The 24,482-nt window shown below is 34.7% G+C and carries 22 protein-coding genes and 3 tRNA genes; 8 read left to right on the top strand and 17 right to left on the bottom strand.

Features of this window, described 5'->3' with window-relative positions:
* Positions 1-15 precede the first annotated feature (15 nt).
* The 16 genes from QM469_RS04015 to QM469_RS04090 form a co-directional block, all read right to left on the bottom strand.
* A tRNA-Glu gene (locus QM469_RS04015) sits at positions 16-87 on the bottom strand.
* A 414-nt stretch (positions 88-501) separates the two neighbouring features.
* Complete coding sequence (gene ftsH, locus QM469_RS04020) at positions 502-2,460, bottom strand: ATP-dependent zinc metalloprotease FtsH (protein WP_414276098.1); 1,959 nt, start codon at positions 2,458-2,460, stop codon at positions 502-504.
* Between the two features lie 16 nt (positions 2,461-2,476).
* Positions 2,477-3,019 carry a hypoxanthine phosphoribosyltransferase gene (gene hpt, locus QM469_RS04025; RefSeq protein ID WP_414276099.1) on the bottom strand — a complete coding sequence of 181 codons (543 nt, stop codon included), beginning with the start codon at positions 3,017-3,019 and terminating at the stop codon, positions 2,477-2,479.
* Between the two features lie 4 nt (positions 3,020-3,023).
* The gene (gene tilS / locus QM469_RS04030; protein ID WP_414276100.1) at positions 3,024-4,301 is read right to left on the bottom strand and encodes a tRNA lysidine(34) synthetase TilS; all 1,278 of its coding nucleotides are present in this window, start codon (positions 4,299-4,301) and stop codon (positions 3,024-3,026) included.
* Complete coding sequence (locus QM469_RS04035; RefSeq protein ID WP_414276101.1) at positions 4,298-5,566, bottom strand: serine hydrolase; 1,269 nt, start codon at positions 5,564-5,566, stop codon at positions 4,298-4,300. The genes tilS and QM469_RS04035 overlap by 4 nt, the downstream gene beginning before the upstream one ends.
* Complete coding sequence (locus tag QM469_RS04040) at positions 5,559-5,681, bottom strand: SP_0009 family protein (protein ID WP_045762396.1); 123 nt, start codon at positions 5,679-5,681, stop codon at positions 5,559-5,561. Before QM469_RS04040 ends, QM469_RS04035 begins: the two co-directional genes overlap by 8 nt.
* 6 nt (positions 5,682-5,687) lie before the next feature.
* Positions 5,688-6,056, bottom strand: a complete 369-nt coding sequence (locus QM469_RS04045) for a septum formation initiator family protein (RefSeq protein WP_000277028.1) — start codon at positions 6,054-6,056, stop codon at positions 5,688-5,690.
* Positions 6,049-6,315, bottom strand: coding sequence for an RNA-binding S4 domain-containing protein (locus tag QM469_RS04050; RefSeq protein ID WP_001234970.1), 267 nt, complete (start codon positions 6,313-6,315; stop codon positions 6,049-6,051). The genes QM469_RS04045 and QM469_RS04050 overlap by 8 nt, the downstream gene beginning before the upstream one ends.
* 63 nt (positions 6,316-6,378) lie before the next feature.
* On the bottom strand, positions 6,379-9,882 hold the full coding sequence (gene mfd, locus QM469_RS04055; protein ID WP_371561308.1) for a transcription-repair coupling factor: 3,504 nt from the start codon (positions 9,880-9,882) through the stop codon (positions 6,379-6,381).
* Complete coding sequence (gene pth, locus QM469_RS04060; protein ID WP_371561294.1) at positions 9,875-10,444, bottom strand: aminoacyl-tRNA hydrolase; 570 nt, start codon at positions 10,442-10,444, stop codon at positions 9,875-9,877. The genes mfd and pth overlap by 8 nt, the downstream gene beginning before the upstream one ends.
* 72 nt (positions 10,445-10,516) lie before the next feature.
* Positions 10,517-11,632 (bottom strand): redox-regulated ATPase YchF, encoded by a 1,116-nt coding sequence (gene ychF / locus QM469_RS04065; RefSeq protein ID WP_045762398.1) that lies wholly within the window; start codon positions 11,630-11,632, stop codon positions 10,517-10,519.
* A gap of 85 nt (positions 11,633-11,717) precedes the next feature.
* Positions 11,718-11,912, bottom strand: coding sequence for a DUF951 domain-containing protein (locus tag QM469_RS04070; protein WP_000285188.1), 195 nt, complete (start codon positions 11,910-11,912; stop codon positions 11,718-11,720).
* Between the two features lie 66 nt (positions 11,913-11,978).
* Positions 11,979-13,115 (bottom strand): DNA polymerase III subunit beta, encoded by a 1,137-nt coding sequence (dnaN, locus tag QM469_RS04075; RefSeq protein ID WP_049508360.1) that lies wholly within the window; start codon positions 13,113-13,115, stop codon positions 11,979-11,981.
* Positions 13,116-13,272: 157 nt separating this feature from the next.
* Positions 13,273-14,628: a chromosomal replication initiator protein DnaA gene (gene dnaA, locus QM469_RS04080; RefSeq protein ID WP_414276102.1), complete on the bottom strand. Its 1,356-nt coding sequence runs from the start codon at positions 14,626-14,628 to the stop codon at positions 13,273-13,275.
* A 221-nt stretch (positions 14,629-14,849) separates the two neighbouring features.
* Entirely contained in the window at positions 14,850-15,608 is a 759-nt protein-coding gene (locus tag QM469_RS04085; protein WP_414276103.1) for a ParB/RepB/Spo0J family partition protein, read from the bottom strand.
* Positions 15,609-15,664: 56 nt separating this feature from the next.
* Positions 15,665-16,849: a S1C family serine protease gene (locus QM469_RS04090; RefSeq protein WP_414276104.1), complete on the bottom strand. Its 1,185-nt coding sequence runs from the start codon at positions 16,847-16,849 to the stop codon at positions 15,665-15,667.
* Positions 16,850-17,032: 183 nt separating this feature from the next.
* Here QM469_RS04090 and rlmH point away from each other — a divergent pair, with 183 nt between their 5' ends.
* The 7 genes from rlmH (at position 17,033) to tnpA (ending at position 20,838) form a co-directional block, all read left to right on the top strand.
* Positions 17,033-17,512 (top strand): 23S rRNA (pseudouridine(1915)-N(3))-methyltransferase RlmH, encoded by a 480-nt coding sequence (gene rlmH, locus QM469_RS04095; RefSeq protein ID WP_414276105.1) that lies wholly within the window; start codon positions 17,033-17,035, stop codon positions 17,510-17,512.
* A gap of 43 nt (positions 17,513-17,555) precedes the next feature.
* Positions 17,556-17,629: transfer RNA gene (locus tag QM469_RS04100), tRNA-Arg, on the top strand.
* 165 nt (positions 17,630-17,794) lie between these two features.
* Positions 17,795-17,929 (top strand): ComC/BlpC family leader-containing pheromone/bacteriocin, encoded by a 135-nt coding sequence (locus QM469_RS04105; RefSeq protein WP_371561036.1) that lies wholly within the window; start codon positions 17,795-17,797, stop codon positions 17,927-17,929.
* 22 nt (positions 17,930-17,951) lie between these two features.
* On the top strand, positions 17,952-19,271 hold the full coding sequence (gene comD, locus QM469_RS04110) for a competence system sensor histidine kinase ComD (RefSeq protein WP_315640220.1): 1,320 nt from the start codon (positions 17,952-17,954) through the stop codon (positions 19,269-19,271).
* A complete protein-coding gene (gene comE, locus QM469_RS04115; RefSeq protein ID WP_414276106.1) occupies positions 19,268-20,020 on the top strand; it encodes a competence system response regulator transcription factor ComE in 753 nt (250 codons plus the stop codon). Before comD ends, comE begins: the two co-directional genes overlap by 4 nt.
* A 120-nt stretch (positions 20,021-20,140) precedes the next feature.
* Positions 20,141-20,214: transfer RNA gene (locus QM469_RS04120), tRNA-Asn, on the top strand.
* Between the two features lie 159 nt (positions 20,215-20,373).
* Positions 20,374-20,838 carry an IS200/IS605 family transposase gene (tnpA, locus tag QM469_RS04125; protein ID WP_414276107.1) on the top strand — a complete coding sequence of 155 codons (465 nt, stop codon included), beginning with the start codon at positions 20,374-20,376 and terminating at the stop codon, positions 20,836-20,838.
* Between the two features lie 319 nt (positions 20,839-21,157).
* On the opposite strand, the gene QM469_RS04130 is transcribed toward tnpA, so the two are convergent.
* A complete protein-coding gene (locus tag QM469_RS04130; protein WP_001158257.1) occupies positions 21,158-21,700 on the bottom strand; it encodes a TetR/AcrR family transcriptional regulator in 543 nt (180 codons plus the stop codon).
* A 129-nt stretch (positions 21,701-21,829) separates the two neighbouring features.
* Between QM469_RS04130 and QM469_RS04135 the strand changes: the two genes are divergently transcribed.
* Positions 21,830-24,481 (top strand): YhgE/Pip family protein, encoded by a 2,652-nt coding sequence (locus QM469_RS04135; RefSeq protein ID WP_414276108.1) that lies wholly within the window; start codon positions 21,830-21,832, stop codon positions 24,479-24,481.
* The last annotated feature ends 1 nt before the right edge of the window (position 24,482 follow it).

Raw genomic sequence — 24,482 nt, forward strand, 5'->3', positions numbered from 1 at the left:
ATCTGTAACATACTATAGTCCGTACGGGATTCGAACCCGTGTTACCGCCGTGAAAAGGCGGTGTCTTAACCCCTTGACCAACGGACCGGAGTTGTTATTTTCAACTCTTACTATTATACCGACTTTTCTTACTTTGTCAACACCTTTTTTTAATTTTTTTTTTAGAAGTCTTGTAATGTTTCCTTCAGCTCTATGAGAAGAGCTTTGCGGCCTTTAAATCGTTCGTCTGCCCAGAGTTTCGGTTAATTTTTTTCTTACAATAATTGTTTTTTTATGAAGCACATATCATTTTTTGAAACATTTTTTCATATTACTCAAGTAACTGTTGCATTCTTATTTTCAGAAAATTTGAATCATTTCCTTTAGGAGAGCATTGACATAGGTGAACTTGTATTTTGTTTTCTATATATCAAAATCTTTGATTTAAATTCGAGTTCCCTCAACTTTTTTAAAAAAAACAGAGAAAACTTGCGCTTCCTCTGTTTATAGTATTTAAGATAATCAATTTTCTTCACTCATTTTTGATTTTACTTCATCATAAGATAGTGCATGTGATTCCTCTTCTATTGTTTCAGGCATCTTTCCTGTTTCGTATAGAGATTTAATTTGTGTACTATCCAATGTTTCGTATTTCAATAATGCTTCTGCAATCAGCTTATGAGTTTCACGATTTGACTGGATAATTTCAGCAGCTTTGTTTCGTGCTTCATTCAATAATGAACGAACTTCTTCGTCAATTTCATAAGCTGTTTGTTCTGAAATTGATTTTTGAGGGCTTTGTGCACCAAACATGGCATGATTTCCTTCATATTGTACTGGACCAAGTTTTTCACTCATACCATACTCTGTAACCATTGCACGCGCCATCTGAGTAGCCTGTTCGAAGTCATTAGATGCTCCAGTTGTTTGGACGTTAAAGATAATCTCTTCAGCTACACGTCCCCCCATTAAGCCTGCTAATTGCTCTTTCATATCTTCTTTAGATAAAAGCATTTGGTCTTCTTTAGGAAGTGCAATCATATATCCGCCTGCACGTCCACGTGGTACTATGGTAACTTTATGAACAACACGGGCATTTGACAATACTAGACCGACAATGGTGTGTCCTGCCTCATGGTAGGCAACCAATTCACGTTCTTTTTGTGAAACTGTCTTGTCTTTCTTAGATGGTCCAGCGATAACACGATCTTCAGCTTCATCAATATCAGAAGCATCAATCACTGATTTATTACGACGAGCTGCAACTAAGGCTGCTTCATTCAATACATTTTCCAAATCGGCACCAACAAAACCTGGAGTTTGTTGTGCTACCAATTTCAAATCTACATCTTCAGCTAAAGGTTTATTTCTGGCGTGGACTTTTAGAATTGCTTCACGTCCCTTAACATCTGGACGGCCAACCAATACTTTTCTATCAAAACGACCTGGACGAAGAAGGGCTGGATCTAGAACATCTGAACGGTTGGTTGCTGCAATAACAATGATTCCTTCATTTCCTTCAAAACCATCCATTTCAATCAAGAGTTGGTTTAGGGTTTGTTCACGTTCATCATTACCCCCACCAAGACCGACACCACGTTGGCGACCAACGGCATCAATTTCATCGATGAAGATAATAGCTGGTGCTGCTTTTTTTGCGTCCTCAAAGAGAGAACGTACACGGCTCGCACCGACACCGACGAACATTTCTACAAAGTCAGAACCTGAAATACTAAAGAATGGTACACCAGCTTCTCCTGCGACTGCTTTGGCAAGTAATGTCTTACCAGTTCCCGGAGGCCCCTCTAAGAGAACACCAGCTGGAATCCGGGCACCCAATTTTGTAAATCGTTTTGGATCTTTTAAGAATTCAACAACTTCAACAAGTTCTTGTTTTTCTTCCTCTGCGCCTGCGACATCTGAAAAGCGAACTTTAATATCCTCTTTGTTAGCAGCCTTAGCTTTACTACGTCCAAAGCTCATTGGATTACGTCCGCTATTTCCGCCCATATTTCCCATCATAGAGAAGAGGAAGAAGAATAAGATAGCAAATGGTACTACTGAAACCAGGATGTTAATCCACATACCACTTGAGCTTTCGTGTTTCACTTCAATTTCTGTTTGATGTTCACTTGCTAACTTTTGCAAATCCGCTACAGTTGTATCTGATGGGAGGACAATACTTGTAAATTTCTCTACTTTTGTAGCAGATGGTGTAAAAAATTGAATTCCCGTTTCCTGTTTCTCTGTCTTAGCAGTTTTGTAGACACCAGACACTTCAATAACACTACCACTTGGTTGGTATGTCATTTCTTTTACATTGTCGTTAGTGATTTCCTGAACCAATTCTGAGTACTTAATTTGTTGACTATGACCAGCAGATCTGCCAGCAAAAAAGTACTGGAATCCTGTCACTAGCAAGAAAATCATCAACAAATAAAGAAATGGATTTTTTATGAAACCATTATTTTGTTTTTGCATTCAAACACTTACCCTTCTATTTTGAGTAAACTTCCTCTTTCAATACACCTACATAAGGAAGGTTACGATAGTTTTCATTATAGTCTAAACCGTAGCCTACAACAAATTCATTTGGAATTGTAAAACATGTATAATCTGCTTCGATTTCTACTTTACGACCTTCTGGTTTATCAAGCATTGTGACAATCTTAACAGAAGCTGCTTCTCTTGCAGTAAACATATCTCTCAAACTCTTCAAGGTTTGACCAGTATCAATAATATCTTCTACAAAGACAACATGTCGACCTTTAATATCTTGAGTTACGTCTTGTTTAATATTAATGACACCACTACTTACAGTCCCACCATGATAACTAGAGACCATCATAAAGTCCATTTCAAGATGTGTATCAATATATTTCACTAATTCTGCCATAAAAGGAATAGAACCTTTTAGAATTCCAACTAAAATCGGATTTTTTCCCTCATAATCCTTTGTCAACTGAGCACCTAATTTCTTAGCTGCTTCTGTAATTTCATCTTGTGAAATCAAAATTTTCTTGATGTCTTGTTCTAACATGATTTTACCTATCTATTTTTTCTATATAAAGTACAGTGTTCATTATATCATTTTTCATTTTTTTACTCAAATCACTAGTTTCAATTCCTAAAACTGAACAAATTTGACCTGATTGCTCAATGATTATCACTTTTTCCCGTTTTTCTTTAGGAATTTTTAAATCAATAAAAAGTCGTCTTAGTTTTTTACGATGACCATTTTTTATCAAATAATCACCAGGCTGTCGATGCCGTATAATCAACGATGTTTCACGGGAAACATTTATCTTTTGAACATTTTCCCCTTTTCGAGGGATTCCAAATGAGAATAAATAACCTTCATAATGAACTTGATTTTGATAGTCTAACACACAATCACTACTTTTTTCATCAGACTTTGGTCTGATTTTACAAATCTGAAAGTGATTGTATTCCTTTACAAGCTCATAACCATTTTTTAAACTATGGCGATATTGACTCTTGGTTTTCAATATATGATGGATCTGTTGAAATTGTTCTCTTGTTACATTTAAATCAGCAAAACAACTAAGGTATTGTTGTAGTAAAACTCGCTGTGTTGCTTCACTAAAAGATAAAAACTGAGTTAAATCTTCCACATTGACTGTTTGAGATAATTCAGTCAGAGCAATTTGATAGTCAGATACTTCTTTTCCAAACTCTAAAAACGCTCTCTTTAGCTGAATATTTTCTTTTTCCAGTTGTGGTAAGTAAATATTACGAACTCGATTGCGAAAATAATGATTTTCTTTATTCGTCCTATCTTCAAAATGCTCAACTTCAGGAAAATCCCTCTTATAAAAAGACAGCAAAGGACGAATTAATTCTCCCTTATCAAACTCTTGTCTTTCTCTAATAGCTGATAAGTGTTGTAGTCTAACACCTCTAATCAATCGCATAAAAATCGTTTCAGCCTGATCATCTGCATGATGAGCTGTTACAAGGGCTGTAGAGGAAGTTCTCCCCATCACTTCTCTAAAAAAATCATAGCGAAATTGACGAGCGTTTGCTTCTGAAAAATCTCCAGTAAAATGAGCTACGTAAATTGGAACTCCAACTTGTTCAGCTAGTTTTCTTAATTCATATTCTTCATTATCCGATTCTAATCGTTGTTTATGGTTTACATGAGCTAAAAATAATTCAATCCCGAGTTCTTCTTGATAGGTTACTAGGAGGTGAAAGAGAAACATCGAATCCAATCCACCAGACAAGGCTAGTACAACTCGTGAATGATCTTTAAAATAACCTTTTTCTAGAAAATGATTTAAAAAATCTTGGTCTCTCATTTTAGGACCTCATAGACATCCTTAGCAATTTTAGAAATGGTATCATAATCAGAATTTTTGGTAAAGATTGAAATGATGAAAGGAGAATCTGTATAGACTATTCCTACATCGTGTTTAAATTCATCTGCATCCCCAATTTTATGGGCTACCTTAGCAGAAATATTCTTAGCAATCCTCTGATTATCAAAAGCTGTTTGCGATAGAGATTCTAAAACAAAACCATTCTGATTATAAATAGATTCCATAACTTGACCAGCCATTCTAGCTGAAGCCAACTTATCTGTCACATCCCACTCTTCACCTGCGATAGTAGCCATTTCTTTTTTAAAAGCTTCATCTGATTTATTCGTAATATAATAAGCAAGAATATTATGAGCTACATTGTCAGATTCTTTCGCTGTCTTTGTAATTAAATCTTTGAGAGTGTACTCTTTATCGTCCGCTGTTTTAGGGAGGCTTCCACTTCCTTCGGGTTTATAAGAACCAGGGAAATCATTTACTTCAGAAACGTACTTCAATTTCGTGTCAAGTTGGTAATCACCTTGATTGATTTTTTCTTGAACATAATAAAGATAAGGCAATTTCATAACACTAGCAGAGTACATTTTTTGATCTTCGTTAATCCCAGCTTCCTTACCCGTGCTCAATTGTTTAACATAAATAGAAAACTGTTCATTTTGATAATTCGCAGATAACAACTCTTGTACTTTCTGGATACGATTGTCATCGTTGGAAATGTAATCCGTCGAAACCCAACCAATTTGTTTGATATGTAAGAATTCACGACCTTCAGCAAAAATAGACATATCTACTTCAACCTCTTGATAAGCTGCTAAAGTAGACTTTAATTCTTGTTGATCATAAGGACTATTATAAACGACAAATCCTGGTTCTAACCATACTCGTTTAGAAAAATCGTTGACAATTGAACTATCGTATAAAAGCCGTTTATCAGCCATCACAAATTGATTATTTGACAATTTAAAGACAGGCTGTCCTTGTTTATTTAATCTCCATTCTAAAACAGATAATTTTGTATCTGCATTGACTTTTCCTGATTCTTTAATCAAATCTTCTGTAGAATAAACTGACGTTTCACCATAAAATTTTGGAGATTCTATAACATCTTGATAGTAAAAATGATACGAAGCGTGGGTTAAGGAATAAACTTCTTGGTTTGGAATGATAACTGGATTCTCAGTGCTTACTACTTGTACACTTTTAAAAAAAATAGGAAGTAGTAATATCACTAAAAAATTACGCATTCTTTTTTTCCTCTTCTTCCTGTAGCCGTAACAGATGATTTTTTTGAGCTAACTCTTCTAATTTTTCATCTGATTGACTTAAAAACTTTTCTACAATATCTAATAAATTTTCCATTTTACATTACCTAGGAAGCAAGTCCGGGATGGTGTATACTTCCTCCCATGATTTTGAATAATAATATTTAGCACGCAAATATTTAGCTGCGTAAGTTTCGTCCTTTAGTTTTGTTGCAAGATTTGATTCTTTATCTTTTTCATCGCTCAATTCTTGATACTGCTTTTTCAAATCAGCTAACTGTTGGCGACGTTCGAGTAGTTGCTGATAACTTTGAGTCAAATTATAGGTTGGTAAGATGAACAACAACATAATCAAAATCAACACCCAACCCATAAAACGATTTCGTCTTTGTCGTTCTTCCATCAAGTATTTACGACGCTGATGTTCATTTTGAATAAAGGAATTATTCATTTGGACTATTTTTTTATACATCGTTTTCTACCCTTGTTTCACTGATAATTTCATACATACCTGCAGCATCTTCTTTTTTAGTGCTATCTTTCATTTCTAACACTTTTACGAGCAACAATTTATTTCCAAAACGAATTTCAACTTGGTCATTGATTTTTAAATCTGTAGAGCTCTTAGCAAGAATACCATTTACCTTGATACGTCCCTTATCTGCAACTTCCTTAGCCACTGTACGGCGCTTAATAATTCTTGATACTTTTAAATATTTATCTAATCTCATCTTTATTACCTCAAATTATTATTGTACCATTTTTATCCATTTTATAGAAGAAAAATGTCATACCTAATTCGACTCTTTTGAATCTTTTATGTTTGCTAATGATTCTCCAAAAGTTAAAAGCCCTTCTAAAATCTCATAATCCTTTTTATTACGAATATCAAAAACAACTTCGATTAAACCTTGATTTTCTGAAATATTAGCCTTCAAACTTGTCTGAGAAAGAGCCTGGAAATAATCTTGTGTTAAAAATAATTGTTGCGAAATTTTTTCAAATTGAACGATAAGTTTATTATTTTTTCTTTCAACTCGATTAACAAATACTTTATCAAGATATGCTTTAGCTAATCCAATTTCTAAAAGATAAGCAACCACATCTGGATATTCTCCAAAACGATCGATCAACTCATCTTGTAATTCTTCATAGTTGACACGATTGTCAATCTGACGAATTCTCTTGTAAATCTCAATTTTATGTCTTTCATCCGATATATAATCATCTGGGAGATAGGCATCGATTTGTAGGAGTAACTCAGCATTTCCTTTTTCACGTTTTTTGTCAGTTCCATTTTTCTTAGCTATTGCTTCTTCTAACAACTGAGAGTACAACTCAAAACCAACAGAATCAATAAAACCAGACTGAGAGCTTCCTAAAAGATTTCCAGCTCCACGAATGGATAAATCACGCATAGCAATTTTAAAACCAGAACCCAGTTCAGTAAAACCTTTGATAGCTTCTAATCTCTTCTCAGAAACTTCTGTCAAAGTTTTATCTGGACGATACATGAGATAAGCATAAGCAATTCGATTACTACGACCAACACGACCTCTTAATTGATACAAGGTTGACAAGCCCATATGATCTGCATTTTCTATAAACAAGGTATTAGCATTTGGAATGTCTACACCTGTTTCAATGATTGTTGTAGTCACTAAAATATCATATTGTCCTTCAATGAAATCAAGAAGTGTATTTTCTAAGCGAATTTCACTCATTTGACCATGGACAAATCCAATAGAAGCTTCTGGAATCAGTTCTTGTAACTCTGAAACCTTCTTTTCAATAGTGTCAACTTTGTTGTAAAGATAGTAAACTTGACCACCACGATCCATTTCTCTCAATACAGCATCACGAATGACACGATCATTCTGTTCAAGGACATAGGTTTGTACAGGATATCGATTGGTTGGAGGAGTTTCGATGACTGATAAATCTCGGATACCTAGCATAGACATATGAAGAGTTCGAGGAATTGGTGTAGCTGTCAAGGTTAAGACATCAACCTTCTTTTTTAATTCCTTCAAAGCTTCCTTATGCTTAACACCAAAACGTTGCTCTTCATCAATAATCATCAACCCCAAATCAGCAAACTCAACATCTTTAGACAAGACTCTATGGGTCCCTATCAAGATGTCTACTTGACCTTTTTTTAATTTCTCAAGTGTTTCAGTCTGTTCTTTTTTACTTCTGAAACGACTCAAAACATCTACGTTGACAGCAAATTGTTCAAATCTTTCCTTAAAATTACTGTAATGTTGCTGAGCAAGAACGGTTGTTGGCACTAAAACGACAACCTGTTTATGATCATTGACAGCCTTAAATGCAGCTCGCATGGCAACTTCTGTCTTACCAAAACCAACATCTCCAACTAATAGTCGGTCCATCGGTTGAGGAGCCTGCATATCTTTTTTTATTTCTTCGATACTTCGAAGTTGGTCCTCAGTCTCTACATATGGGAAAGCTTCGTCAAAAGCGTTTTGGTCTTCATCATCTTTTGAAAATGCAAAACCTTTAAGTTGACTTCTCTCTGCATATAACTTAATTAAATCATCTGCAATATCTTCAACTTGACTCTTTACTTTTTGCTTCGCTTTTTTAAAACGTCCATCATTTAGTTTATTTAACTTTGGAGCTTTTCCATCACTTGAAACATATTTAGATAAGGTTTGAATTTGTTCTACAGGAATAGAAATACGATCACCATTTTGATATAGGACACTTACGTAGTCTCGATGAATTCCTTTGATTTCAATCGTTTCAATCCCTAAATATTGACCAATACCATGGATTTGATGAACAACATAGTCTCCTTTTTGGAGTTCATTATAATCCTTTAATCGTTCAGCGTTACTGATATTTTGTCTTCGATACTTGCGTTTAATCTTCTTTTTAAAAATTTCATATTCAGTAATAAATACAAGATTCTCATCTACAAAATGAAACCCATGTCGCAGATTTCCTTCAATAAGATTGACAGTTCCTTTACAGATTTCACTTTCATTACTATTATCAACTTTAATATCGTATTCATCAAGAATCATTGACAGTTTCTTTAGTTCAGTTTTGCTACTTGATTGAAGAACAATCGTATACTTTAATTTTTTGTAACGTTCAATTTCTTCTTTCAGAAAAGAAAACTGATTAAAGAACTCTTGCATAGGATATTGATTGAACTGGTACAGATTATTAAATTTCAAATTTCCAAGCCCTTTTTGAAAATTTGAAAAGAAAGTCGCTGGTACATATTTTTTAAACTGACTTTCTACATCAGCAAAATATTGTAAATTTGACACTGATTTACTATTATGTAAATCATCTGTAAAGTAGCTAGCTGTTTCCTTATCAAAAGCATCGTACTGGTTCATGATTTTTTGAAAATCATCAAATATAACAGGAACTTGATTCAAATAGTCCATCAAGGTCCACTGTTTTTTATAAAATACAGACAAAAACTTGCGAATATCCGCATGAAGAACTTGCTCTTTCGTAAAACTAAAAACTTCTTCTAGGTAAGACTTTAAAGTTGGAGAAAGTGCCTTATCAATCTCATGTTCTAAAAATTTCTGACCACGATGATAATCTTCATTCGTTAACAAAATATCACTAGCTGGATAGATTAGTACTTGAGTTTGACTATCTTTTGATAATTGAGTTTCAGTATCAAATTCTCTAATGCCATCAATCTCATCACCGAAAAATTCAATCCTATAAGGACATATTTGTGAAGTTTCAAATATATCTAGAATATCTCCACGAAGGCTAAATTCTCCCTGACTTTGAACTTGTGTAACTTTCTTATAACCAAGAGAAATCAAGTGATTTTTTAATTCTCTTTGTTCGCATTCTTGCCCCACTTGAAGTTCTAAGATACTATCATCAAAAACTTGAGGATTCGGCAAGAATACTCGACTAGCTGCGACGTTACAAACTAAAATCCCTCTTTGAGACTCATTTCTTAGAAAACGCAAAGCTTCAACCCGAGAAAAAATCTTTTCCTGAGATGATACCAAAAATTCAACCATTGGTGAATCATCTACTAGAAATGGATAAACCAGATCCGAACCTAATATGGAGATTAGATCATTAATCAGACGCTCAGCCTCTCCATATGTGGAAGTCATCACGAAAACCTTATCCTGACTCTTCAGACTACTAGCAATCGCTAACGATTTTGCTGAGCCAGAAAGACCTAGTAATAATTGTCTTTGTTTCTGTGGTAAGTTCTCATGACAAGATAGAATTTGTTTATTCTCTAAAAAGAAATCGATTAATGCCATTTCCTTACCCATTATATTTCTGCATCGTTTTTTCAAAGTTTTTCTCTTGTAAATAATAATTTACAGCATCGTCAACCTTGTCAATAGACTGTAAAATACCAATATAATCTTCTTGATCAAACTTACTCAAAACATGGTTAACAACAGACATTCCTTTTTTAGGTCTTCCAATGCCAATCTTTACACGATTGAAAACCTGTGTACCGATATGTTGAATAATCGACTTAATTCCATTATGACCACCAGCTGATCCTTTAGCACGAAGACGAATTTTTCTGACTTCCATGTCAAGATCATCGTAAATAATCAGTAAATCTTCAATATCTAAACCATAGTAGGTTAACAATGCATGAACAGCTTTTCCACTTTCATTCATAAAAGTCGTCGGTTTCACCAGATAAATTTTTTCACCGTTAAGAAAAAATGAAGCTAGTTCAGCTTGGAATATCTTATCGTGTGTAAAGGTAACATTTTGTTTTTTGGCTAGTTGGTCAATCAGCATAAAGCCAACATTATGTTTAGTTTCAAAATATTTATCTCCTGGATTTCCCAATCCTACAAGTAATTTTGTCATTTATATTTCCTTTCAAAAGTCAAAAGGGTTGGAATTTTTTTCCAACCTAATTGACATTATTTTAAATATTGATTAAACGTTAAAGCGGAATTCCATAATATCGCCATCTTGCACGACATATTCTTTTCCTTCTTCACGCAAACGTCCAGCTTCTTTTACAGCCTTTTCAGAGCCGTATTTTACCAAATCGTCATAAGACATGGTCACTGCACGAATAAAGCCTTTTTCAAAGTCTGAGTGGATAATACCAGCTGCTTGAGGAGCCTTCATACCACGTTTAAAGGTCCAAGCGCGAACCTCTTTTTCACCAGCTGTAAAGTAAGTTCCAAGCCCAAGCAAGTGATAAGCTGCACGAGTCAACTTGTCAACGCCTGATTCTGTCAAACCAATGGCTTCAAGAAACTCTTTTTTATCTTCATCGTCTAACTCAGAAATTTCTTCTTCAGCACGCGCAGAAATGACTACTACCTCTGCATTTTCTGTTGCTGCAAATTCACGAATTTGTTTCACATAATCGATAGATTCTGGGTCTCCAACCACATCCTCATCAACATTAGCTACATAAAGAACAGGTTTCGTTGTCAAGAGAAAGAGTCCTTTGACAACTTTTTGCTCTTCATCTGTAAATTCAATGGTACGAGCTGATTTTCCATCTTCAAGAACAGGTTTAATCTTTTGGAGAACGTTAAATTCTGCAACTGATTCCTTATCTTTTTGCGTACGCGCCATTTTTTCCACACGCGCATAGCGTTTATTGACTGATTCTAAATCAGCAAGAATCAACTCTAGGTTAATGGTATCAATATCTGCTAGCGGATCCACAAAGGCATCTTCACGACCTTGCTCACGCATGACATTTTCATCATCAAAGGCACGAACCACATGAACAATCGCATCAACTTCACGGATGTTGGCCAAGAATTTATTCCCAAGACCTTCTCCTCTTGATGCTCCTTTTACAATCCCTGCAATATCTGTAAATTCAAAGGTTGTTGGAACTGTCTTTTTAGGAGTAATCATTTCCGTCAATTTTTGGAGGCGTTCATCTGGAACTTCTACCATTCCAACGTTTGGATCAATGGTCGCAAAAGGATAGTTTGCAGCCTCTGCTCCTGCTTTTGTAATTGCATTAAATAGGGTTGATTTACCAACGTTTGGTAAACCTACAATACCTGCTGTTAAAGCCATAGTTTCTCATTCTCCGTTCACATTTCAATCTTCAATATTATAACACAAAAAGGGAAAACTTGCTAACCCTCTTACTATGGGGTTCCTAGTCGATGATTTTGTTCATTTTTCTTTCAAAATCATAGCGACTCATCATGACCACATGATCACAATTGCTACATTTTATTTTGATATCTGCACCAACACGGGTAATTTCCCAACGATTGGCTTTTTTACCTGTTGATTTGATTGTACAAGCGTGTGGTTTTTTCATTTCAACAAAATTTCCAACTTGATACATAGTTAATCTCCTTTTTCCTTTTCGATTATATCATAAAAGAGGCGAGCTAGGCTCAACCTCTTTCCATTAATTTGTGCGAACTGGCGTGATGAGCTGCATGAAATCTTCATCTGTATCAGCTGGAACCAGAGTAAATGGACGAACTGCTGAAATAAAGCTGATTGTAACTTTTTCGCTATTCAAAGCTTTTAGTGCCTCAATCAAATAAGTTGGGTTGAAACTAATTGTCAAATCAGCACCACTTACATTTTCAGTATCAATTTCTTCGTTTACTTTCCCTACTTCTGGAGAATGAACATGGGCACTTACAACTCCTTCTTTGATTTCTAATTTAACAGTACCATTTTGTGTCGCACTTGATAAGAGGCGAGCACGTTCCATAGACTGGCGTAGTTTAGCAACATCAAAAGTCACTGTTGTATTGAAATCTGTTGGAATCAATCGATCTGTATCTGGATAATTTCCTTCTAAAAGACGTGTGTAGAAGCTAATATTTTCACTTCTAAAGAGAATTTGATTATTGGCGAAGAAAATCTCTACTGTTTCGATATCATCCGTAAAAACAGCTGAAAATTCGCGTAGCGAACGACTTGGGATGACAACATCAAAATCATCACTATTTTTTTCAAGAGTCAACTTTTTCTGACTAAGACGGTGAGAGTCTGTCGCAACTGTTTTTAATTCTTTATGATTGCTCAAAACAAAATGTACCCCCGTCAAAATAGGACGGCTTTCTTGGGTACTAGCTGCAAAAGCTGTTTCATTGATAATCTTTTTAAGAAGTTTTGTTTCAAGAACCAAAGGATTGCTTGCAGAAATTTCCTGAATACGTGGATATTGCTCACTATCTTTTCCTTTAAGAGTAATCTCTGATTTTCCACTAGTTAAGACAATTTGCTTTTGCTCAATCTCTTTAAAATCAAGTGTTACATCTGGAAGACTTGAAACAACATTGATAAAGAAAGAAGCTTCCAGTAGAACTGAACCTAAAGAGTTAATCAAGAGACCTGCATTTTCATTTTTTTGCGATATAAAATTTTCGATTGAGATTTGACCATTTGATCCAATCAAGGTAATTCCTTCATTGGTAACATCAATTTTTACAGTCGATAAAATAGGAATTGCATTCTTTGAGCTAATAGCTCTCTTTGTTGTATTTAAGGCTTGTAAAAATAAGTTTTTATTAATTGAAAAATGAATCATGGATTCTCCTTTATTCTTTTTATTATTAGAAGGATAATAGTAATAATAGAGCGTGTGAAATCTGTGGAAAAACACTTGTAATCAAGAAAACTCAAGGACAGAGCCTTGTTTAAAAGATGTGGATAAATAAGAGCCTTTTTGAAAAGTTATCCACAAGTTATTTAATTTTCTTTTTGATGTTCTCAATTTCTATACGTAAATTATCATCTGTTTCAAGCATGGATTTGATTTTTCCATGAGCGTGAATGACTGTTGTGTGGTCTTTACCACCAAACTCTTTTCCAATCTTAGGAAGGCTATTATCAGTCATTTCTCTGGCTAGATACATGGCAACTTGACGGGCTAAAACGATATTTTGAACACGTCTGGTTCCCTTCATTTCCTTGACACTAACACCATAGAAGTTTCCAACTTCTGTCTGGATTTTATCAATTGGAATCACGATCATTTTGCTGACGTCTTGTTTACGAGCACGAATAGCTTCAGCTGCAATGTCAACTGTGATATCGTTAATCTTTTTGACTTTGGCCATTAGGCTGATATCGTTGAGTGCTCCCTCGAGTTCTCGCACGTTAGAATCAAACTGTCCAGCCAAATATTCGAGTGTATCATTCTGAAAATGATAGTTGAGATGTTCAGTCTTACTCTGTAAAATAGCAATACGTGTTTCAAAATCAGGTGGTGTGATATCTGTCGTTAATCCCCACGAGAAGCGCGTGACCAGACGTTCAGGTAGACTCTCTAAATGTTCAGGTCTACGGTCACTCGTTAAAACAATCTGTTTATTATTATTGTGAAGGGCGTTAAATGTATTGAAAAACTCTTCCTGAGTTTGTACTTTCTTTCCACTAAGTGATTGAATATCATCAATGAGTAGGAGGTCTAAACTACGGTAAGTTTTCTTGAATTTTTCCATATCATTAAGTCTCAAATGCTCTAGGAATTCATTAATGAAACTTTCAGCAGGTATGTATTTTACACGCGCATTTGGGCTCTTTTTTAGAATTTCATTTCCAAGGGCATTTAACAGGTGAGTTTTTCCAAGTCCAGGCCCTCCGTAGATAAATAGAGGATTGTAAGTTAATCCTGGATCTTCAGAAACAGCCAAAGCAGCAGACTTAGCCCAAACATTACCATCCCCTTGAACAAAATTATCGAAAGTATACTTTTCCTTCAGTCCAGTTTCAGAATATGGAATAGTGGATGGAATTGGTTGATAATCGTTGCCAGGTTCAGACTCGAAAGATACTTGTGAGCTAGCTTCTTCAACTTTCGTGAAGACATAATGGGCTTTTATTTCAGTATCATAGATTTCAAAACCTGCTGCTAAAAGCATTCCATTGATATTTCGTTCCCAGAATATCTGCATTTCATCGCGGGGTAAGAAAATCGTTGCAGTATTCTCTTCAACTTTAACCAGTTTTGCGTCTAAAATATAGAAATCATAAACTGACTGAGTTAATTTATCATGTGCAAGTTCTAAAAGACGATTCCAAAATTGTTTTTCCTTCAATGATTTCCTCCTCCTTTACTATAGAATTTAAAAGGTTTATTGATAGAATCATTTTACCATAGATAAGATTATTTTTCCACAAGTTGTTGAAAACAATTAACAATGTTTTTAACTGTTATCCACAAAATGTGGATAACTAAGAAAATTTCTGAAATACTGGGCTTTTAAAAACTAAAATGCAGTGGATAACTATGTTCGTTAAGAATACTAAAATAACAGCCTTATTTCAGGCTGTTAATAAATTGTTGGTATTCTTCTTGGTTATGGAAGGAAATTGAGATTTTACCGCTATCTTTTTTTTGAAGGCTAATCTGAACATCTAATCCGAGTATTTTTTTCAATTTTTGTTCTTCCTCTTTGACAAAGTTGTCTTTTTCCTTTTTGCTGCTCTTCCTAGTTTTTTGTAGTATTTGTTCAACTTGTCGAACAGAGAGATTTTCTGTTTGAATGCGATGCAAGAGTGTATCTTGTCTGTCGCTTGATAATTGAATGAGGAGTCTAGCATGAGCTTGGGAAAGTTTTCCACTTTCAACCTCTATAAGGATATGTTTAGGTAGCCCTAACAATCGAACTAGGTTTGTAATATAAGGTCGAGATTTTCCCATTTTTTCAGCAATTTCTGTGTGGGTAAAACCTTTATCAATTAAGGATTGATATGCTTTAGCTTCCTCGATAGGATTTAAATTTTCTCGTTGGAGATTCTCAATGATAGAATGAAGCATCATATCTTGATCAGAAAGTTGCTTAACAATGACTGGAACTTCTGAAAGTCCAGCAGCTATTGAAGCACGATACCGTCTTTCTCCAGCTAGAATTTCATATCCAAGTACTGGAGATTTTCTAACGATAATAGGCTGAATCAAGCCGTTTTCCTTAATAGATTGTGCCAGTTCTTGAATTTTTTCTTCTGAAAATTCCTTACGAGGTTGATAGGGATTTTTTTGAATATCTTTTATTTGAACAATTTTAAATTCTTCCATAATTCTACATTAACACAACTTAGATATTCTGTAAAGCAACTTTACATATCTGTAAACTATTGTTCCAAATCACTAGTACTCTTATCTAATTTAATGGTAGTTGTTTCTTCCTTACCATCACGGTAGTAAGTAACAGTCATACTGTCTCCAATAGAATGACTATATAGAGCACTTTGCAATTCAGTAGTGGAAGAAATAGCTTTATCATCCACTTTTGTAATGACGTCATATTGTTGTAGATGTCCATTGGCAGGCATACTAGTTATAACAGAACGAACAACTACTCCTGCAGTGACACTTGATGGTACATTCAATCTTTGTAAATCAGTGCTACTAAGATTTGAAAGGTTGACCATTTGAATACCCAAGGCTGGTCGAGTGACTTTTCCATTCTTTTCCAATTGATTGATAATATTGATGGCATCGTTTGAAGGAATGGCAAAACCAAGTCCTTCCACAGACGTTCCACCGTTTGTGGCGATTTTACTAGATGTAATTCCGATTACTTGTCCCTGAATATTGATTAAGGGACCGCCAGAGTTTCCAGGGTTGATGGCTGTATCTGTTTGGATAGCCTTTGTAGAGATAGCTTGTCCATCTTCAGATTTTAAAGAAACATTTCTATTCAAACTTGACACGATGCCTTGTGTCACGGTATTGGCGTATTCAGAACCTAGAGGGCTTCCGATTGCAATGGCAGTCTCTCCTACTGTTAGTTGATCAGAATCTCCAAATTCAGCTACGGTAGTTACCTTATCTGCAGCAATTTTTACAACTGCAATGTCAGAATAAGTATCAGAACCAACAATTTCACCTGGAACCTTAGTCCCATCTGCTAAACGAATATCAACTTTTTTAGCTCCACTGATAACGTGAGTATTGGTTACGAGATAAGCAAAGTTACCTTCTTTTTTATAAATAACTCCAGAACCTTCACTAGATACTTGCTCAGTATTTGTATCTGTATCAGTCTCTGTAGATCCAAATAAACTATTTTGGGAGTTTGCGGAGTAAGTAATGACAGATACTACAGCATCTTTAACTTTATCGACTGCCTGTGTGGTTGAGTTTTCATTTTTTACAGCGGTTTTGCTGACAGTGGTGGTATTTGTTGGACTAGTGTTTTGTTTTTGACTGAGCTGCAATGTCGTAAAAGTACCTAAAACACCACTAAAAAAGCTAATGAGAATGACTAATAAAAGTTGTCCCCATTTTTTGGAACTAGTTTGTAAGTTTTTCATAGAAGCCTCCATGTTTTTTAATCAATGAAAGTATAAAATAGCTAGCTTAATCCAAGCTTAAAAACAAAAAGTTTTTCACAACTTGTGGATAACTTTCAAAAACCTGTGAATTTATTGAAGTTTTTCAAAATCTTATCTGTGAATAAGATGTGAAATTGAGTGTGAATATGTTAGAATAGAAGAATGAAAATTAAAGTGGTAACAGTTGGAAAACTGAAAGAAAAATATCTCAAAGATGGCATAGCAGAATACTCCAAGAGAATTTCACGATTTGCTAATCTAGAAATGATTGAGTTGGCCGATGAAAAAACACCAGATCGGGCCAGAGAATCTGAAAATCAAAAGATTTTGGAGTTGGAAGGGAACCGCATTCTTGCTAAAGTAGGGGAACGTGATTTTGTAGTTGTTTTAGCTATTGAAGGAACAACTTTTTCTTCTGAAGAGTTCAGTAAGCAGCTTGAAAGGGCTTCTATCAATGGATTTTCGACAATCACTTTTATCATTGGTGGGAGTTTAGGACTATCTCCAGAGGTGAAAAAAAGAGCCAGTCTCTCTGTTAGTTTTGGGAGATTGACGCTTCCTCATCAACTGATGAGATTAGTCTTAGTAGAACAAATCTATAGAGCGTTTTCGATTCAACAAGGCTCACCTTATCACAAATAGATGATTGACTAAGCTAGCTTTTTTTGATAAGATAGATTAGTAAGGTCTCATAGCTCAGCTGGATAGAGCATTCGCCTTCTAAGCGAACGGTCGCAGGTTCGAATCCTGCTGGGATCAGTGTTAAATCGTAAGCTGGGAAAAAATCCCAGCTTTTTTTGTAAAAATTTGACATTTCAGAATAAAATTTGAGCATTTGAGAAATAATTCTCTATAGGTATCGTATATTTTATATAATATTTTTGTAAGTTAATTTACAAGAAAAACATTATAGGAGTTTATATTATGAAAAAGAATACAGATTTTGCTCAAATGAAAGATTTCCAAGAATTGAATGAAAAAGAACTGCAGAAAATCAGAGGTGGGGAATGGAGACCTATGTATACAATAAACAATTTTCTTTTTTCAAAAAGTAAGTAAGTAAAAATAAAGGTGGGAAATAATGGATTTATTCGGATTAGTAATTGCTATTGTTTATGTTTTTATTATTAGTAAAATTCATGAATGGGTTTGTAAAGCAACTAGAAAAGACCAATATTTTTTTAGTCTTTATATCTTTCTACTACCATTAGTATTAGAAGTAACTCTCCATTTCTTGAACTTAGATAGTTTTGGTTTGTCTAAATTTTTATTTCCTTTCCTCCTATTTGGTTACTTTGTTGGATTTAAGAAGTATGAGAAATCTAAGGGAATTTTTATCAGTCTATTATTTTCTCTTTTATATAATAGTACTAATAACTTTTTATCAGTAACCTTATCATCTATTACAGGAGATGAGTTTGCATTGAAGTATAACAATTATTTTTCTCTATTTATCCTGATCTTAACTTATTTGGTTATTAAAGTTGTTGTTTCTTATTTCCATCTCGAATTTAAATATTTTGATAAAGACTATCTATATCCTTTTCTGAAAAAAGTGCTCTTTACATTTATTTTTCTACACGTTGTCTCTTTCACTTCAGATATTGTGAGTACGATTCGTCACTTAAATGGTTTTGGAAGTATTTTATCATCCATTATTTTTGTTGGCCTACTTTTGACTTTCTTTTCTATGAATTCTCACAAGGTTCAGATAGAAAAAGAGATTGAATTGGAACAAAAGAAGTTTGAGCAAAAACATTTACAAACTTACACGGATGAGATTGTTACTTTATATAATGAAATTCGTGGTTTTCGTCATGATTATACAGGCATGCTTATCAGCTTAAGAATGGCGATTGAAAGTAAAGATTTACAAGAGATTGACAGAGTTTACAGTGAAGTTCTTGTCAAAGCAAATCAAAAATTACGTTCAGATAAGTATACCTATTTCGATTTGAACAATATTGAGGACTCAGCGCTTCGAAGTTTGATTGCCCAATCTATTGTCAATGCGAAAACTAATGATGTAGAGTACACACTAGAGGTAAAAGATATCATTACTCCTTTGTCCATGGAACTGTTAGATTTGGTGCGCGTGATGAGTGTTCTGCTCAATAATGCCGTTGAGGGAGCAGTTGAAAGCTATCAGAAACAACTAGAGGTAGCTATCATCAAGTTGGATCTTGAAACCTTAGTTGTTATCCAAAACTCTTGTAAAAAAAGAAAGGTAAAATCCGAAGATTTATTTGAATTAGGATTTTCAACTAAAGGAAGACATAGAGGACTTGGACTTAATAATGTTAAAGAAATTTTAGGAAAATATGACAATGTTATTTTAGAAACAGAAATTGATAATGATGTATTTAAACAAGTGATTAGATTTAAGAGGGAACTGATATGAAAGTATTGATTTTAGAAGATATTATAGAACACCAAGTAAGGTTAGAAACAACTCTGAATAAAATTTCTAAGGAAACAAATATTCCTATCTCCTATAAAACAACAGGAAAAGTAAGAGAGTTTATGGAATATGTAGAGCATGATGAAGTCAATCAGCTTTATTTTCTAGATATTGATATCAATGGGATTGAGAGAAAAGGATTTGAGGTTGCTCAATTTATTCGTCATCGCAATCCTTATGCCATTATTGTTTTTATTACAAGTCGATCTGAATTTGCTACTTTGACTTATAAATACAAAGTTTCAGCATTGGATTTCATTGATAAAGAAACCAGTGATCAAGTTTTTAAAAATAGAGTTGCCGACTGTGTGCTTTACACTAAGACTACTTTACTTGAAAACCAATCAGTCGTTGATTATTTTGATTATAGTTATAAAGGAAATGATCTTTGTATTCCTTATCATGATATTCTCTACATTGAAACAACGGGAACTTCTCATAAATTACGAATTGTAGGTAAGAATTTTGCAAAAGAATTTTATGGAACAATGACAGATATTCAAGAAAAGGATAAGGAAACCCAACGTTTTTATCTAGCTCACAAGTCATTTTTAGTCAATATCGGTAATGTGAGAGAAATTGATCGTAAAAAAATGGAAGTTGTATTTTATGAAGATCATCGTTGTCCTATCTCTCGCCTAAAAACTAAAAAATTGAGAGAAGTAATGGCTAAAAACCAAAAAAAGTAATTGACAATTTTTGATAAATTGATATAATGGTTATATCTGCTACAGGTAGAGGGTCCGTTGGTTAAGAAATCGTCTTTTCATAGCGGTAACACGGGTTCGAATTCCGTACGGACTATTTAATCCGCCATAGCTCAGTTGGTAGTAGCGCATGACTGTTAATCATGATGTCGTAGGTTCGAGTCCTACTGGCGGAGTCAGATGAAAGGAACACTAATTTGGTGTTCCTTTTTTTGATTATGTGACTTTCAGTCCGTCTCGCTCCGTTAGGTGCGCATCAAAAGTTATACCAAAAAAACTCCAAACGCGATACAATAAAGGTGTTCAAGCCAATTGTAAAGCGAAAGGAGAAAACCATGGCACAAAAGTCTCATAGTTTATCACACACAAAGTGGCACTGTAAGTATCACATTGTGTTCACCCCTAAGTATAGACGAAAAGTCATCTATAATCAATATCGGAGTAGTTTAGGTGAAATATTTCATCGTTTGTGTAGTTATAACGGTGTTGAAATTATCGAGGGTCACTTAATGCCAGACCATGTACATATGTTAGTAAGTATTCCACCAAGGATAAGTGTTTCGAGTTTCATGGGTTATTTAAAAGGTAAAAGTACACTCATGATGTTTGACAAACACGCCAACCTCAAGTACAAGTTTGGGAATCGGCATTTCTGGGCAGAAGGTTATTATGTGAGTACAGTAGGGCTTAATGAAGCCACGATAAGGAAATACATACAAGATCAGGAAAAGCATGATATAGCACTAGATAAATTAAGTGTGAAAGAATATGAGGATCCCTTTAGGGATAGTGGTAAGTAATACTCACGCCTCTTTAAGAGGCAAGTGACGAGTCAAGAGCAATGAGACTTGAACAACGTGAAAGCCAGCGTCTTTAGGCGCTGGCTGGTAATTTGGACTTATAGCCCTGGTACAAACCACCCGTTTGACGGGTGGTTATGATTCTATGTTCGACGTAATGAGGGGAGGCATACCTAACATACGGATAGATAATGATTTGTGTCCGAAAATAAAACTAAGGAAATTGTATTGCATTAGTATTAGCCTAATAAGAACAACAAAATAGGCTCCATAATATCCATAGGGGGTTGATTCTCTATAACTATTATAGAGCTTTTTATTAATTTGTATCCCCTAACATTTTCATTAAAAAGTCCGTGATTTCTTGTGGACTTTCTTTTTTTCCGTGGGCAATCCAGGTTTGACAGACTCCAAAGAGAGCATTTGTTAGGTAGACGCTACTGTATTCTAATTCTACTTCATTTAGTTTGAGTTGCATAAAACGTTTTTGAAGGTCCGTGCTCAGTAGGATGTGAAGCTTATTTCTCAGGAAATTTTGAATTTCCTTGGTTCCATTTTCAGATAAAAGAGCTGCTAGGAGTGGTTCTGATTCTAAGTATTCAAATACTTCTAGAATGGCATCTCGTTTGTGATTAGCATGTTTTTGAAAGATATATTCGAAGGTATGAAATAGTTTACTTTGGTAATGTTCAATCATATCGTATTTATCTTTGTAATGAGTATAGAAACTGGAGCGGCTAATTCCAGCTTTTTGTGCTAATTTAACAGTTGTAATCTGATCGAATGGTTGTTCCATCAATAATTCTACCATAGCATTTTCGATAATGCGCTTGGTTTTTAATCGTTTATTACTTTCTTGCATGTTCCCTCCAGATGAACAATTTTAGACAATATGTTTAAAAATAGATTTTTTATCTTGTCTTTTTAAATTTTTTATGTATAATCTATTATATCAAAAATTTAGACAAGTAGTTTAAAAAAAGGAGACAATATGTTTAAAGAATGGAAAGCAATCTTTAAAAAACCGACATTTATTATTGTCATGATAGGAATTTCCTTAATTCCAGCTCTTTACAATATCATTTTCTTATCATCAATGTGGGATCCATACGGTAAACTTTCGGAGTTACCTGTAGCAATTGTTAATAAGGATCAAGCTGCTACTTATAACGATGAAAAACTCACTATTGGTGAAGACATGGTGTCTAATTTAAAAGATAGTGATAGTCTGGATTTTCATTTTGTAGATGAAGGTGAGGGAGAAAGAGGACTGCGGGATGGAGATTATTACATGGTTGTAACGTTGCCAAGTAATCTTTCTGAGAAAGCTTCTTCTATCCTTACAAATCATCCTGAACAGATGACGATTGACTATCAGACATCAAGTGGTCATAGTTTTATTGCAAGCAAGATGAGTGATTCTGCCATGACACAAATCAAACAGACTGTGGCTACTAATGTTACTCAATCTTATACCAAAGCTTTATTTGAGAAGATGGGTGATTTAAAACTTGGTTTATCTCAAGCGGCAAATGCAAGTTTACAGTTGGCTGATGGTTCGAATAAGCTTTCTGATGGTAGTCAAACCTTATCAACCAATCTTCAAACCCTAGCTCAATCAAGTCTCATATTTTCTAATGGTGCTGATCAATTATCTACAGGATTAGGAAGCTATACAGCTGGCGTAAATCAGTTAAATCTTGGTCTTGGTAATTTTAATACTGGTTTAAATCAATATACAGGCGCTATTTCACAAATCGATAATGGATTAAACCAACTGAACTCAAAGACACCAGCTCTGGTATCAGGATTGACTCAACTTGATGCAGGCACACAAGCCTATACAGGTGGTGTTTCTCAACTTAATTCAGGATTAAATCAATTTTCACTTGGTATTGATACTTATACAAATAGAGTTCAAAGTCTATCATCAGGTGCAAATCAGATTTCTAAACAATCAGAGACCTTGCGTACAGGACTTACCCAACTTAATCAAGGAATTCAAGAACTGTCTAGTCAATTAAGTTTATCAACTCAACAAAGAGCTCAGATTCATCAATTAGTTTCTGGCTTGGAGCAACTGAATCATGATATTCAAACGTCAGACACAGGAGAAATAACAGAGTTAACAAATCAGCTTTCTAGTAGTCTATCAACGATTGCAAATTCAGCACAAAGCATCGTTACTTCAAATCAATCTGAAAAAGAAACTACTTTATCAGCTATTCAATCTACGAGTGCTTATCAAAGCTTAACTCCTGACCAACAGGCAGAGATAACTTCTGTGGTTTCTAATCAATCATCTTCTACTAGTGAGTCAGCACGAACAATTTTAACTACAGTTCAAACGTTACAATCTTCTTTAGAGAATGTAAATAATCAAGCAAATAGCCTTAGTCGCTTAAAAACAAGTTCAGCGAAATTGTTGCCAACTACTACTGCTACCTTGACAAGTTTGTCAAGTGGATTAACACAGATTCAAACAGCAATTGATGGTCAGTTATTGCCAGCTAGTCAAACTCTATCTGGTATTGACAGCTATACAAAATCTGTAGACCAAGTAGCTTTAGGAGCAAGTCAGTTGAGTTCGAAAAATTCGAACTTGACAGGAAGTTTCAATAAGTTGCTACAAGGCTCTAATCAGTTGACAGAAAAATCTTCTACATTGACAGGTGCAACTGCTAAGTTAGCAGCGAATGGGCCAGAATTAGCAACAGGAATTGATAAACTTGCATCAGGTGTCAACCAAGTAAATAATAAAACATCAGATTTAACTGCTGGATTTAATCAATTACAAGCGGGTTCTCAACAATTAGCTGATAAATCAGACCAGCTAGTTTCAGGAGCAAATCAACTAGCTAATGGTTCTGAAAAAATAGCTAGTGGAGCAGATCAACTTGCTCAAGGATCTGAAATTTTACAATCAGGACTTGGAAAATTAAGTGATGGTTCAAGTCAATTAAATCAAGGTTTGACAGAGGCTGAGGGGCAATTGCAACAGGCTTCAACTGAACCAACAAATGCAGACTTACTGGCTGATCCTTTAAGTCTTTCAAAAACTGATGCGGATCAAGTAGCTGTTAATGGGATTGCCATGGCTCCGTATATGATATCAGTTGCTCTTTTTGTTGCTGCTATTTCAACTAATATGATTTTTGCTAAATTGCCTTCTGGGCGCCATCCAGAAAGTCGCTGGGCTTGGTTTAAGTCTCGCTTTGAAGTTAACGGTATCATTGCTGGTTTGGCAGGAGTATTAGTTTATGGTGGGGTACATTTAATCGGACTGACTGCAGTTCACGAATTCAAAACTTTTGCTTTGATTATTTTAACTAGTCTTGCTTTCATGGCGATGGTAACAGCATTGACAACCTGGAATTCTCGCCTAGGCGCCTTCTTCTCCTTAATTTTATTACTCCTTCAATTAGCATCAAGTGCAGGAACTTATCCTTTAGCTTTGACGAATCAATTCTTTAAAACTATTAATCCATGGTTACCTATGAGTTATTCAGTTTCAGGTTTACGACAAACCATTTCTATGACAGGTAATATTCATAGTCAGATTATTTTCCTTATCTTTACAGTAATGATTTTTGTTGCTTTAGGAATGCTAGCCTATCAACCTAAAAAAGCTGAAGAAGACTAAA

It is taken from the genome of Streptococcus infantis (assembly GCF_047464215.1).
Lineage (GTDB): Bacteria > Bacillota > Bacilli > Lactobacillales > Streptococcaceae > Streptococcus > Streptococcus infantis_P.

Bases quoted from the DNA above. Each gene is read 5' to 3' on its own strand.
- ftsH (WP_414276098.1), bottom strand. From the start codon at position 2,460: ATGCAAAAACAAAATAATGGTTTCATAAAAAATCCATTTCTTTATTTG.
- hpt (WP_414276099.1), bottom strand. From the start codon at position 3,019: ATGTTAGAACAAGACATCAAGAAAATTTTGATTTCACAAGATGAAATT.
- tilS (WP_414276100.1), bottom strand. From the start codon at position 4,301: ATGAGAGACCAAGATTTTTTAAATCATTTTCTAGAAAAAGGTTATTTT.
- QM469_RS04035 (WP_414276101.1), bottom strand. From the start codon at position 5,566: ATGCGTAATTTTTTAGTGATATTACTACTTCCTATTTTTTTTAAAAGT.
- QM469_RS04040 (WP_045762396.1), bottom strand. From the start codon at position 5,681: ATGGAAAATTTATTAGATATTGTAGAAAAGTTTTTAAGTCAATCAGAT.
- QM469_RS04045 (WP_000277028.1), bottom strand. From the start codon at position 6,056: ATGTATAAAAAAATAGTCCAAATGAATAATTCCTTTATTCAAAATGAA.
- QM469_RS04050 (WP_001234970.1), bottom strand. From the start codon at position 6,315: ATGAGATTAGATAAATATTTAAAAGTATCAAGAATTATTAAGCGCCGT.
- mfd (WP_371561308.1), bottom strand. From the start codon at position 9,882: ATGGGTAAGGAAATGGCATTAATCGATTTCTTTTTAGAGAATAAACAA.
- pth (WP_371561294.1), bottom strand. From the start codon at position 10,444: ATGACAAAATTACTTGTAGGATTGGGAAATCCAGGAGATAAATATTTT.
- ychF (WP_045762398.1), bottom strand. From the start codon at position 11,632: ATGGCTTTAACAGCAGGTATTGTAGGTTTACCAAACGTTGGTAAATCA.
- QM469_RS04070 (WP_000285188.1), bottom strand. From the start codon at position 11,912: ATGTATCAAGTTGGAAATTTTGTTGAAATGAAAAAACCACACGCTTGT.
- dnaN (WP_049508360.1), bottom strand. From the start codon at position 13,115: ATGATTCATTTTTCAATTAATAAAAACTTATTTTTACAAGCCTTAAAT.
- QM469_RS04085 (WP_414276103.1), bottom strand. From the start codon at position 15,608: ATGGAAGAATTTAAAATTGTTCAAATAAAAGATATTCAAAAAAATCCC.
- QM469_RS04090 (WP_414276104.1), bottom strand. From the start codon at position 16,849: ATGAAAAACTTACAAACTAGTTCCAAAAAATGGGGACAACTTTTATTA.
- rlmH (WP_414276105.1), top strand. From the start codon at position 17,033: ATGAAAATTAAAGTGGTAACAGTTGGAAAACTGAAAGAAAAATATCTC.
- QM469_RS04105 (WP_371561036.1), top strand. From the start codon at position 17,795: ATGAAAAAGAATACAGATTTTGCTCAAATGAAAGATTTCCAAGAATTG.
- comD (WP_315640220.1), top strand. From the start codon at position 17,952: ATGGATTTATTCGGATTAGTAATTGCTATTGTTTATGTTTTTATTATT.
- comE (WP_414276106.1), top strand. From the start codon at position 19,268: ATGAAAGTATTGATTTTAGAAGATATTATAGAACACCAAGTAAGGTTA.
- tnpA (WP_414276107.1), top strand. From the start codon at position 20,374: ATGGCACAAAAGTCTCATAGTTTATCACACACAAAGTGGCACTGTAAG.
- QM469_RS04130 (WP_001158257.1), bottom strand. From the start codon at position 21,700: ATGCAAGAAAGTAATAAACGATTAAAAACCAAGCGCATTATCGAAAAT.
- QM469_RS04135 (WP_414276108.1), top strand. From the start codon at position 21,830: ATGTTTAAAGAATGGAAAGCAATCTTTAAAAAACCGACATTTATTATT.